This window comes from Mycobacterium sp. 29Ha, from assembly GCF_032883055.1.
Lineage (GTDB): Bacteria > Actinomycetota > Actinomycetes > Mycobacteriales > Mycobacteriaceae > Mycobacterium > Mycobacterium gallinarum.
Genome location: NZ_JAMQTI010000030.1, coordinates 78,940 through 90,838 on the forward strand (window position 1 = coordinate 78,940; position 11,899 = coordinate 90,838).

General features: G+C 60.5%; 7 protein-coding genes. 5 read left to right on the forward strand and 2 right to left on the reverse strand.

The window, feature by feature from the left end; translation table 11 throughout:
- Position 1: 1 nt before the first annotated feature.
- Complete coding sequence (locus M1248_RS28765) at positions 2-2,695, reverse strand: DUF1156 domain-containing protein (protein WP_317150472.1); 2,694 nt, start codon at positions 2,693-2,695, stop codon at positions 2-4.
- Positions 2,692-6,126, reverse strand: coding sequence for a helicase-related protein (locus M1248_RS28770; RefSeq protein WP_317150473.1), 3,435 nt, complete (start codon positions 6,124-6,126; stop codon positions 2,692-2,694). The genes M1248_RS28765 and M1248_RS28770 overlap by 4 nt, the downstream gene beginning before the upstream one ends.
- A 526-nt stretch (positions 6,127-6,652) precedes the next feature.
- On the opposite strand from M1248_RS28770, the gene M1248_RS28775 reads away from it, so the two are divergent.
- The 5 genes from M1248_RS28775 (at position 6,653) to M1248_RS28790 (ending at position 11,697) form a co-directional block, all read left to right on the forward strand.
- Positions 6,653-7,225, forward strand: a complete 573-nt coding sequence (locus M1248_RS28775; protein WP_317150474.1) for a uracil-DNA glycosylase family protein — start codon at positions 6,653-6,655, stop codon at positions 7,223-7,225.
- Between the two features lie 2 nt (positions 7,226-7,227).
- Entirely contained in the window at positions 7,228-8,637 is a 1,410-nt protein-coding gene (locus M1248_RS28780) for a tyrosine-type recombinase/integrase (RefSeq protein WP_317150475.1), read from the forward strand.
- A gap of 105 nt (positions 8,638-8,742) precedes the next feature.
- Entirely contained in the window at positions 8,743-9,456 is a 714-nt protein-coding gene (locus M1248_RS33460; RefSeq protein ID WP_410506747.1) for a GNAT family N-acetyltransferase, read from the forward strand.
- Positions 9,428-10,450 carry a hypothetical protein gene (locus tag M1248_RS28785; RefSeq protein ID WP_317150476.1) on the forward strand — a complete coding sequence of 341 codons (1,023 nt, stop codon included), beginning with the start codon at positions 9,428-9,430 and terminating at the stop codon, positions 10,448-10,450. Before M1248_RS33460 ends, M1248_RS28785 begins: the two co-directional genes overlap by 29 nt.
- Positions 10,447-11,697 carry a radical SAM protein gene (locus tag M1248_RS28790; RefSeq protein ID WP_410506748.1) on the forward strand — a complete coding sequence of 417 codons (1,251 nt, stop codon included), beginning with the start codon at positions 10,447-10,449 and terminating at the stop codon, positions 11,695-11,697. The genes M1248_RS28785 and M1248_RS28790 overlap by 4 nt, the downstream gene beginning before the upstream one ends.
- The last annotated feature ends 202 nt before the right edge of the window (positions 11,698-11,899 follow it).

The window sequence follows — 11,899 nt, forward strand, 5'->3', positions numbered from 1 at the left end:
GTCAGAACAACCCTTCCGCAGTTACTTGCCCGTCTCCGCTTAGTCGAACCACCTCGGCCCACGCGCTGATGAGGGCGTTGTATCGCTCTTGGTCTGCGGTTCTTCCTGACTTAGCCGCAACGTCGTGCAGTCGGTAACCCAATGCCATCGCTGAGTCTTGGAGGCTTCCCAAGGTCGCCATCAGCCTCGCTGCTTCAAGTTCACCACCGCCATCGATCAAGCGGTCTACGAGATGATGCACCGCCTCCCAGGCGGTGGGCCGAGTGTCCTTCGACGGCAACCAATTCCGGTCGAGGTTGTCACGGCCAAGTAGCTGGACTTTGTTTCCCGCGGCCGTCGCAACTTGCGCTCGTTTGACATCGTCTACGGTGATGCCAAGCGGGCGTACGGCCTTGTCTGCTTCGCCAAATTCTGCTGCGTTCCATCCATGCGTTGCCCACCAGCGAACGGCGAATCGCGACTCGGGATCGAGCTCACCTTCTTGCTCGTCTAGTACCTCGGCCAGTGCCGAGTTGATGAGGCGTAATGCCTCATCAACAGGCACCGCTTCGCCGGCCTGGTTCACGACAGCCCGGTATCGCGAGTAGATCTCCATACCTGGTCCCATCGCCGCCTGTGCTAGGTCCACGGGCAAGATTGATGCAGCCTGGAGATCGCGCACTGCCGGCCCAAGCTCACGGCGCAGCGCACGATTGAAGTCTGCAAGACTGCACGTGGAAGCCTCCGGGGGCCGGGGACGGCATACCATCACGATGTACGCCGCCACAGCGTTAGTTCCGATGCCGATCATCCGCTTCCCACCGGTACCGTGGATTGGCCACGTGCCTGTGATCTCCAGATCCGCGTCTATGATCGCGGTCAGAATTGACGCCCAACGCGTCTCCTCTTCGCGTCCCCCCTTCTGCTCCTTGGACGCATACACGACAAGCATCGGAAGTCCCTCAGCACACGAAGCTTGAAGGTTGTGGAAGGTCTCAGTGAAGCCCTCCACAAAGTAGTCACGGGCTCGGTCAGGACTCTTCGCATGGTGGCTCGGGATTGCGGTCAACTCACCGGTCTTAGGCGTAGCAATCGTCGCGAAAAGATCCGGGTGCACGGCGCGCAACGCGCGGCGATGCCACATGTAGAAGTAGTCAGACAGATCCGCATAGCCGATCGCATCGAAATACGGCGGGTCCGTTGCGACCAAGCCGGGACGATCAGCTCGCGACGAGCGAGCGTCGGCTCGTACAACACTTCCGACTCCGTCAACCAGGTAGCGGAAAGCGGCAACCATTGAGTTGATCGCACCGGGCAAGGATCCCGCACCGATGCGCGGCGTCAGTTCGGCGAAGTCCCATTGCATCGGGATGTCATGCCGTCCGAAGGCCGGGAGCGGTTGACCGCCCCCCGATCGCGAGTCGATGAACCAGCGGACTTGGCTCGATTGATATTGCGCCATGCGGCCTAGACCAAGTCCGAGGAAGGTGACGATCGCATCAGCCCGCAACTCATCCCCGCCATCTTCGATGATCTCGCTTTTCAAAGCGGCGATCAGATCAGCGTGTGTCGCGAGCACCTTCAGTTGTCGAGGTGTATACAGGCTGGCAAAAGGTCCCAATCCGAACCGGGGACCTGAGAACCACCGAGGGATGTCCGGTTGCTGGACCTCGGGTATGTCGTCGGGCGGGACGGCATTCCGCGCGGCCTGGATATCGTCGTCGGTAGGTTCGCGGTAGGTCCGACGCTTCGTCCCTTCCTCACTCACCGCGGCCAATCTCAACCCCAACTCACGTCTCTCGCCCTGAGCGATTACTGCCGCTTCCTTGAGAAGGGCGCCACACCGAGGGCAATTGAAGTTCGCACCTCTACCGACCTTTGTAGGCTCGGGCGCGGAGCCGCTGGCTCTGCCGGTGACAACACCGATCTCAAGCGCCGTGCCGGAATACGCCGGCTCCATCCAAGCGAGATCCTTCGAGCGTTTGGAGAGCCACCAGCTCGTTGTCAGTGGAACCTCCGCGGAACAGGTCGGGTTCGTGCATGTCGCAGTGCGAACCCATGTCCAGGTGAGTGCATCACTACCGCGTAGACCGAAATCATGTCGCAAAACGTTCCATGCACGTTCGCACACCAAGTCCGCGTAGTGCCGCAAGTCGATCTCAAGCCCGCTGAGATCCGGAAAATGACCATGTCGCTCGTTCCAGAGGCCACCAGGACCGTCGTTGTTGCTCGGCATGTTGACCGGCGGCAATCCCCAGACCTTTGGTGCGATCTCTGTCAACGCACGCGAAATGAGCACGGGAACAGGGTTGAGGTCGGAACCGAATGACGGAAGGCCTAGCCGTTGCGCTTCGACCAGGGTCGAGCCACCTCCACAGAACGGATCCACTACAGACGGCACAGCGTCTGGGAACTGAAGCTCAAGCAGGCGATGGGCTTCCTTCAGGTCGCTCTTGTCAGGGAGATCGGCTCCGTTGGAAACGAGCCGTTTGACAAGGTCCAGCAGATACACCCGTTGGTTGTCATCCTCTGGGTCGTCGACCAACGCAGCAAAGATCAAAGCCCGCCACGCTGGCAACGGCATTGGAGCCCACCATTTGTGGACGTTCCGGAGGGTGCCGGTCTTGCGATCCTTGTCCGATTTGCAGGCGGCGTTGATCTCGTCGAGCGGAAGCGCAACCTCGATTAGTTTCTTTTGTCGCGTCGTCGGACTCACTCTTGGCTCATCTCCGTTGCATCGTTCCAGAACGGTTCCCAGTCGTACTCGACTCGTGCTGCGCGAGGATCGATCGGCTGCCTTATCGGGTGACGTAGGTAGCGCACGGTTGTGGAGTCGTCGTCGGCGATTCGGACGAGTGCGAGCACCGAGTGGTCGGCTTTGTTGAGTGCCGTCACCGCCTCCTGGCGAGTGAGCTCGAACGTCTTGCCGCCAACGACTCGTCCCTTCACTTCGATGAAGTCGAGTGTCGTGCCGGTGTCAGACTCAATGTCGTAGCCGGGGTTGTTGTGGTGCATTTCTTTGGGCCGGTGCTTGAGTGCCTGCTCGACGCGTAGTACGGCGTCAACGGCGAGCCGTTCCACCCTGGTTGTTTCCCGGGCGCGGGCGTCTGCGCCTTCGGGGTCGTGTTGGGCGTCGAGCCAGCCTTGAGTGATAACCAGGCAGGCACCCGTTACTCGCGGTGGACGCACCGAGATGTCGCGTTCTTGTTCCAGCTCCTTGAAGCGCCTGTCAAGACGACGCGCAAGGGCCTCCGCGCGCTCGCGCATCTGCGAGGCAGGGAGTCTGGTCTTCTTGCCTGCACGTTCCTGTTCGCCGAGTTCGAATGCGCGTTGGTCCCAGTAGTTGATCTCGCGCGTTAGGCGCTCGCGCACAAGGCGTTCCGTCTTGTCGACTCGCTCGATCGTCCGATTGGTGACTTCATCGGCGTGCTGTCGTGCGATGGTGACCGAGGCTTCGCGGATCACACGCTGGTCGAGGTCTGAAGCTTGCGCCCATGGTTCGGTCAGTACCTTGCCGGCAAGCGCGTGCTCCTCATCGGTGAGAACCTCGTAGTTCGGTATCGGTGAGCCGGTGAGCGGAGTCATCGCACCGTCAGCGTCGATGCGTACGTATTGCGCGCGGCGAGAGACAACCAAGGGCTGTCCATCGCGGCCGATCCGGCCGTCGGTGACGTCGTGCTCCAGAAGGCTGACGACGTAGGGCTGAGTGGACAGATCCGATCGGTCGACAAGGATCGCGCCCCGACGTAGCGCATCGTGGTGGCGTTCGGAAACGACCCCAATCGTTGCCGCCACCAATGGATGTCCTGGGTGTAGCAGCGTTGCGAGATGATTGTTGCCTTCAACGCGAACGCATTTGGGGTCGAAGGTGACCCGGTGGTAGGAGTCAACGACAGGCTGCCCATAGCCCGTCACCCGGTCGCGTTCCTTGATCTCGCCCGGGACGCGTTTGATTTCGAACCGATGGCTCTCGCGCATCCGCAGCGACCCGCCGACGTCAGCGAAGGCGCGATGGAAGAACGCTTCGACGTGGTGAGGTTGGAGGCGGGCGGCCTCCGCTCGCTCCATTTCGCGGCGCATCTCGTCGATCTCGGAGTCGTCCATCGCTGACGGCACCAGTTGGTTGGCATTCAGCAGTTCAGGGATGCCCTCGGCGATTTTGGGGTCGACTACTTCGGTGAGGTAGCGTTGGCGCTCTGGCTTGTTGGCTTCTCTGATCGCCGCGATCATCAGGTCGCGAAGGGCATTGCCCTGGAACAGCTGTCCCAAAACGTCGTAAACTCTCCCACCGAGGGTGGCTCGCTGTTCTTCGAGCTTCTCCAGGAGGCGCATGTAGACGTCACCTTCTCGGGTGTCCTCGGCCACGAGTGACCACATGAAGCATGTGTTGGGTTGGCCGATGCGGTGAACGCGGCCGAAGCGCTGTTCTATGCGATTGGGGTTCCAAGGAAGGTCGTAGTTGATCAGAAGGTGGGCGTTCTTGTGCAGGTTGACACCTTCACCCGCAGCGTCGGTGGCGATGAGGAAGATGCAGCGCTCGTTCTGTTCGAAGGTCTCCTTGGCCTTCTTGCGGTCTTCACGTTTGGTACCGCCGTGGATTGTGATGACGGCGTCGTCGCGGCCCAGATGTTGCATCAGCCGCGTGACGAGATCGTCGAGGGTGTCCTTGTGCTCGGTGAAGATGATGACCTTACGGCGGGCGCCGGTGTCGTCCCGCATTTCGTCGTAGTCGTCGAGGGTGTCGCGCAGCGCATCCCACTTCGCATAGGTGGGCGAAGACTTAACTGCGGCTGACTTGATCAGTAGTCGGTCGAGGACGGCGATCTCGGTTTCAAGCTCTTCAGGTGTGCGGGCACTCGTTGCGCCGGCGATCGCCTTGTCCTCCAATGCTTCGCGTTCCTCGTCGGTGAGGTCGTCCAGATCGTCCCAATCGTCCGGGACATCGACGTCGTCACTCTTGACCGACGCAAATAGCCGGGCCTCACGCAGCTCGGATTCGAGGCGGTTCTTGCGGCGCTCCAACGACCTGTTGATTGCCGCCGGAGAGGACGCGAGACGGCGCTGGAGCGTCGTGAGCGCGAACCCGACAGCTGTGCGCCGGCGCCGGTCGCCCTCCATCGCATCGGCGCGGTTCATCTCCTCGCGCACGTAGTCGGTGACCGCAACGTAGAGGTCCTTCTCCGGTTGCGACAGTTCGTATTTGACGGTGAACGCGAACCGCTCGGGGAAGAGTCGCGTGCCCTCGAAGGTTCTCAGCTCCTCCTTGACCAACCTCCGCATCAGGTCGTCGACGTCGACCTTGCGGCTGCCCTCCCGGGCGACTCCTTCGAATCGGTCAGAGTCCAGCAGCGCCATGAAGAGTTGGAACTGCTCCTCCTTTCCTGAGTGTGGGGTGGCGGTCATCATCAGCAGGTTGCGGGTGTGCTTCCCGATCTCTTCGGCCATTTGGTAGCGCTTGGTTTTTTTGACCTCGCTGCCCCAAACGGTGGCTGACATTTTGTGCGCCTCGTCGAAGATGATCAGGTCCCAGTCGACCTCGCAGGCTTTGTCGAGGATGCCTTCGCTGTTGCGGGCGAGGACGTCGAGACGGGCTAACCAGAGGCCACCGCGGGCGAAAGGATTGCCTTCGTTGAGCATCTTGTCGCGTGTGAGCATTTCGAATTCGAGCTCGAACTTCTCGCGCATCTCCTCGTCCCACTGGTCAACGAGGGAACCGGGCGAAACAACCATGACGTTCGCGGCGTCACCCCGAAGCAGCAGCTCCTTCATCAAGAGGCCAGCCATAACTGTCTTACCAGCGCCGGGGTCGTCGGCTAGGACGTATCGCAGCGGTTGCTTCTGCAGCATGATCTCGTAAACGGCGCGGAGTTGGTGTGGCAACGGTTCGACCGAACTCGTGCCCAGCGCGGCCTGGGAGTCGAAGAGATACGCAAGGCGCATCCGACGGGCCTCGGCGGCCAACAAGAAAGCCGTCGGGCTTGCGTCGAAGCTGAACGCCAAGCCTGGCTGAACCGCTCGGATGTGTTCGAGTTGGTGGGCGAAGACGATTCGCTCGCCTGGGCCAGCATCGGTCCTGTAGAGGACGTTAGCCGAGTCGTCCGTGAGTCGCTCGACGGCAAGGATCTTTACTGGTTGGGGTCCTGCCAAGCCAGCAACGGAAGCGCCAACTTGTAGAACATCGAAGATCGAGCGGCCTGACGATTCTGGCGCTTGTTCAGTTGCTCTTTCCCCCGCTTCGACCACGCAATACACCCTAACCAGCTAGTGGGACAGACTGGTCTCGATCCACCCGGACTACTGCGAACGAGGTGGATACGCAGGCGGCGCCGAGCGCAGATGCCCGGAGGTCAAATTGGCAAGGACGCGCGTGACGGAGCCTGTGGCTGGCGACGGATCGTGTCGGTCGAAGAGGCTAGCGTCGCAGAGCTACGGTCAAAATACGGTCAAGTCATTACCTCACATTGATACCTAAACGACAGAGATGCTCCCTGAACTGCGCATTTAATCTGAAGAAGGGGTAGTCAGTCCGACAACGTATTCAGCTTGTATCACTGTTACTATCTGCGCAGGGGGCAAAAGGGGCCACTTGATGGCGCGAACGCGCGGTGATCGTCGACAGCGTGACCACGACGACCTGGCCGATCGGATCAGGGCGTGTAGGAAGTGCCAAGGTATGAACAAGCGTGGCGTCACCCAGGCCGCGCCAGGATGGGGAAACCTGACATCACCCGTGGTGATCGTCGGTCAGAGTTTGTGTGGCCCTTGTATGGCGGCACAGGAACCGTTTGTAGGTGGCAGCGCCGATCTGCTCGAAGCGGGATTCGACCTAGCCGACCTTGAAAAGCGAGACCTCTACATCACTAACGTCGTGCACTGCCATCCCGAAGGCAACAAGAAGTCGACACGGGAGTGGAAAGCCAACTGCACCCCGTATCTGGGCGAAGAACTACGCTTAGTGGGACCGAAGCTGATCATCGGTTTGGGCAACGATGCCAAGGACGCGATTCGCGAGTTCTACCCCGACGCGCCAAACATGTTGTGGCCGTTCCGCACTCCGCGCGCTGAGCCGTCGAATGCGTTACCGCGCGTGCATTTCGTTAGGCATCCATCTTCAATCAAACGCGAGCATAGCGATGCGCTGGAACGGAAGTACAGCGCGAGCTTGGCACGGGCGTTGCGGTGGGGCTTTCAACCCGAACGCACCTGTAAGGGAGACAACGACTGGATGTTGTACGAGGAGAGCTGACAATGCATATTCGGGTCCGCGAATCGGGCAAGCGCGTCAACGGCAAGCCCGTCAAGCGTTATCAAGCCGTCTGGTACGAACACGGCCGCGACTACCGGGAGACGTTCGACACCCGCGAGCTAGCGCAAGAGAAGCTTGACATGGTGAAAATACTTCTTGCACAAGGGCAATCGGCGGCTAGTTTGCGCGAGCGCGGCAAAGAACTGTTCGGTGTGGTTGCCGCGCAATGGCTCGATAGCCGCCACGATCTCAAGCCACGCACTCGCGCCGAATACGCCAACCTGTTGAGCGGCAAGACACGTGCGCGGCGCAACGGCGGCGGCGCGAGTACCGCCGATTTGTCGATCGCGGCGACGTTCGACCATCGGCCGGTCAACGAAATCGTGCGCGCCGATATCGCTATATGGGTGGGCGAGCTCGCCAAGGCGGGCAAGTCAGCGTCAACGATTCGTCACCACTATTTCGTTGTGCGGCAAGTGCTTTCGCAATGCGTAGCTGACGGCCGACTGACCGTTAACCCGGCCGATCACGTGAAGTTACCGAGTGAGCGCAGCGCCCAAGGTGGCACGCCGGGCGTGGTAGACGATCCCGACATGTTTCTGACCGCCGCGCAGGTAGCCGCGCTGGTAGACGCGACGCCTTGGCCGTGCGCGGTGCTGGTGCACCTGGCCGCGTGGTGTGGTCTGCGCGCCGCCGAGCTGGCAGGGCTACAGGTCGGCGACGTCGAGTTGCCCGATGCGCCGATCAACCCGAACGCGCCCGCCAAGCCGGGCGTGCTGCACGTCGAACGCACAGTGATCACCATCGACGGCGCGCTGGTCTATGACTCGCCCAAGACGAAAGGTTCACGCCGCCGCGTGCCGATGATGAGCCGAACCACTGAACTTGTGCGCGAGTATCTGGGCGCACATCCGCGCCGCGACGATCCGGCCGCACCGCTGTTTTGCGCTGTAACGTTGAAAGCGACTAAGCCGACTGGCAAGCGCGCCACCGATTCCGATGGAAACCGGATCACGCCCACGGCCGTTGATGCGCTGGCGGGTTTGAGTGTCGATGATGCCGCCGACCGCTTGGTGCTCGATTGGTCGGCTCCGATTCGCCACCAGACGTTCTACAAAGCGGTGTTCCGCCCAGCCGTCGCGCGCGCCAACCGCCTTGGCGGGTCAGAACCGGTGTTGCCGCTCGCGTTGAAGTTTCACGGGCTTCGCCACACCTACGCGAGTTTGTGTGTTGCGGCCGGGATTCCGCCGCTACAGCTTTCGCGATTTATGGGGCACGCGAAAGTGACGACGACACTCTCGATTTACACGCACCTATTCGACGACGATCACGCGGAGACGATGGCCGCGCTGGATGCGATGAGCCGACCGGTCAGCGGCCCGAATGTCGTAGGGCTACGTAAGCGAATCTAGGCGGCGTACGAGGGCATTGGGGCTTCCAACGAAAAATCTGCGAGGACCAGAAGACGGCATTCGGCCGGCTTCCGGGCTGACTCGTCAACACCGAACTACAACGGGATGAATGCGGGCAATTCTGGCGTCCGCGCCCAGTACTTTGTCGGAGGTTTCGGTCACACTGGTGGTGTGGAAAGGCCAGAGCGCGCAATTTTCGAAACGGTGCGGAGACAACCGGACGAACTGTGCAAATGCGTGGATCTCTTAAAGTCGGTTCACGATGCAGACGGTTACCCGATTTCCTGGCCAGCGGACCCGGTCCGGTGGCTGGCGCCACCCAAGCAGATCGCGGCATGGGTAGCCAAAGGGACGACCCGCAATGTTCGAGGACACGTTGCGCTGCACGCGGTTGCGAACCACGCCGCGCGCGACATTTGGACGGCGTCGTCGCGTGTGCAGTCAGAGCGATTGATGGTCTTGAGCCGTCTCATTGTGTCGCCAGAGCACCGTCGTACGGGGTTGGCCGAAGCGTTGGTCACAGCAGCGACCCGTTACGCCCATCATCACGGCGCTTTGCCTGTCCTAGACGTCGCGCAAGACAACGTAGCGGCGATTTGCCTCTACGAGAAGCTCGGATGGCACAGGGTTGGAGATCTCGAAATCTCATCTAGCCGAACGATTCCGGTCTTCGCCTATCTTGGACCGGTGCCCGAGAACGCGTCGGCGCTGCTTTCCGGCGAGCCAGCCCAGCACGGTGAGCATTTCGCATACTCTGGGAAGCTGTCGCCGTCATACTGTAGGGGGAAGCGTGAGCAACCCGGGCGCTGCGAGCAGTAGCACGAGTGGGCAGGACGCGTACGACCTCAGCGTCGATCCTGAAATCGCGGCCCTCAGCGATGCCGAGCTCAAGAGCCTACGTGACTCGCTTTCTACACTCATTGCAAAGCGTATCGACGGCATCCAGTACGCGGAGACGAGACGTGGCCAGCTGGCGGCAATCGGCGGATCGTTAGCACCAATCGGACTAGCCTTCATCCCACTCGCTCTCGGCACCACGATCACATCACTCCGTGCGGGATACATTTTTCTCGGAGCGAGCCTGGCGTTGCTGGGCATCGCCGTCTGGTGGCTGTACATGCGGCAGACAAACTACAACTATCCGTGGCTAGGGTCCGCAACCAACTGGAAATGGTTCTACCACGGAGCTCTTCCCGACAAAAACAAGTTCGGACCGGACTGTTGGGTGGGGCACTCCAAACTGGGTCGAAGAGCGGAGGCGGACGCCGCTGAAACCCAATGGCATACCTTCGCCAAACAGGCCAAGGGCCTGGCGAATGATCGCGTTGACGCTACACAGGACTTGAGGCAGCTTTACCTTCTTCACCTGAACGAGCGCTACAAGAATCTCTTCCTCACCGATATGCGCAAGCTGCTGTCGCGCGGGCTCATTGTGTCAGCGCTTATCGCAGTCATCGCTGGCGTTGTAGCGCAGTATGTGATCCACCCGCCTCCCAATAGTTCCGAGGTCGACTCGAATGGGTTGAAGGCTCGAGCGCGTTGGTCAGTCACGGGGGCCGTACGAGGGGAGGGACTTTCCTCGCGCGATGTCGAGTACCGAACTGAGGTGACGATTGTCAATCAATCGGATCGTGACATGCGGGGCTCTCGTCTGATCGCTCATGACTGTTCCGGCACCCCGCTACCAACCGAATTCGTCGTGACACCTTCGCTGCCCACCGACGTGCCAAAAGGGCAGACCATCACAGTGAACGGCCATTTCTGGATCGCATCATCGGACGCGGACGACCTCTGCGAGATTCGTGCTGAATGAGCACGTATGAAACGTACCGATACGCCCTGTCGCTGACCAGCCAGTTTTACTTTTGCGGCCTTCCGCTTCGGCTCGACACGTACGGCGATTGTCTCTTCTCGTGCAATTATTGTTTTGCGGCTGCGCGAGGTGGTCAACGATCCCCAAGAGGCCTGAAGATTGCGGATCCGGCGTCCATTGCCAGGGCATTTGCGAGAGCTGCGAGTGGTGACGAGGCAAAGTCAGTGATCGGCGCCTTACTCATGCATCGACAACCAATCCATTTCGGCGGTATGTCCGATCCCTTCCCGCCCCTTGAAGCGGGACTCGGAACATCGCGCAGTCTGCTGCGAGAACTGGCTTCAAATCGCTATCCCACCGTCATCAGCACTAAAGGGGTCCTTTTGGCCGAGGATCGCTATCTCGATGTCCTTCAAGACGGCGACTTTGTGGTGCAGGTGTCCTTCAGCGTCAGAGACGACGACTTGGCGGCCGACCTGGATCACGGAGCACCGTCGCCGACACAACGCATTCAGATGTTGAGGGAGTTATCGCAGGCAGGAATCAAGACAGCTGCACGGCTGCAGCCGCTCGTTCCTGGCAGGGAGCGTGAGGCCGCCGTCTTCATCGCAGAGTTGGCCGACGCTGGAGTGCGGCACGTCGGCGTCGAATACCTGAAGCTACCGGTGGAGGGATGGCCCGGTACGCAACGAATGAATCGGGCCCTGGATATCGATCTCGGGCGGCTCTACGCTGCCGAAGGGGCAAAGCGATCCGCGCGTGAATGGGTCTTGCCCGCGACCCGCCGCCTCGAATCGATAGTGGACTTGAGGACGGAGACCCACAATTACGGGATGTCGTTCGGTGCGGCTGACACTGACCTACTACCTCTAGGCGACGGATCCTGTTGTTGCAGCGGAGCCGACTCGCTTCTTGAAACAGCACCAAGCTTTCTTGAATTCAACTATCTCGGCGCGATTCGGCGAGCCTCGCCTGAGGGTGTTGTTTCATTTAATTCGCTCCTCGACTGCTGGGTTCCAACGGGCTCGATCGCCGAAATGGTGAATTCCAAAACACGCCTGCCGAGTAAGGACGGCCGCGGCGCCGGCATAAGTGACTACATTCGTGCAAATTGGAACGGGCGGCCCAACGGATGTTCGCCGCAGATGTTCTATGGTGTCGAGTCAACTGGGATGTTTGACGACCAGGGCTTGCGGCGGTACAAGCTCACAGACGAGCTGCGCGCCCTCCTCAAGGGACGCGTGTAACCCGTCGACCAACGGGGTGTCGCTCTCTGGAAATTGTGAATGTTCGACAACACCCGCGTGGAGTCTCACCCGATCGAGCTGGATTGCGACGTGTGACCAAGTGAAGACCGAACTATCTTCAGAGGCAGCAATACCGGCACAGCTGACGGGTGTGAGGTGAGCCCGTCGTAGTGGTCCAGTCGTTGTGGGACTCTGTTGCCCG

What these genes read in the sequence shown, in the direction of transcription:
- M1248_RS28780 (WP_317150475.1), top strand. Translation starts at nt 7,228, where the DNA reads ATGCATATTCGGGTCCGCGAATCGGGCAAGCGCGTCAACGGCAAGCCC.
- M1248_RS33460 (WP_410506747.1), top strand. Translation starts at nt 8,743, where the DNA reads ATGAATGCGGGCAATTCTGGCGTCCGCGCCCAGTACTTTGTCGGAGGT.
- M1248_RS28790 (WP_410506748.1), top strand. Translation starts at nt 10,447, where the DNA reads ATGAGCACGTATGAAACGTACCGATACGCCCTGTCGCTGACCAGCCAG.
- M1248_RS28775 (WP_317150474.1), top strand. Translation starts at nt 6,653, where the DNA reads ATGAACAAGCGTGGCGTCACCCAGGCCGCGCCAGGATGGGGAAACCTG.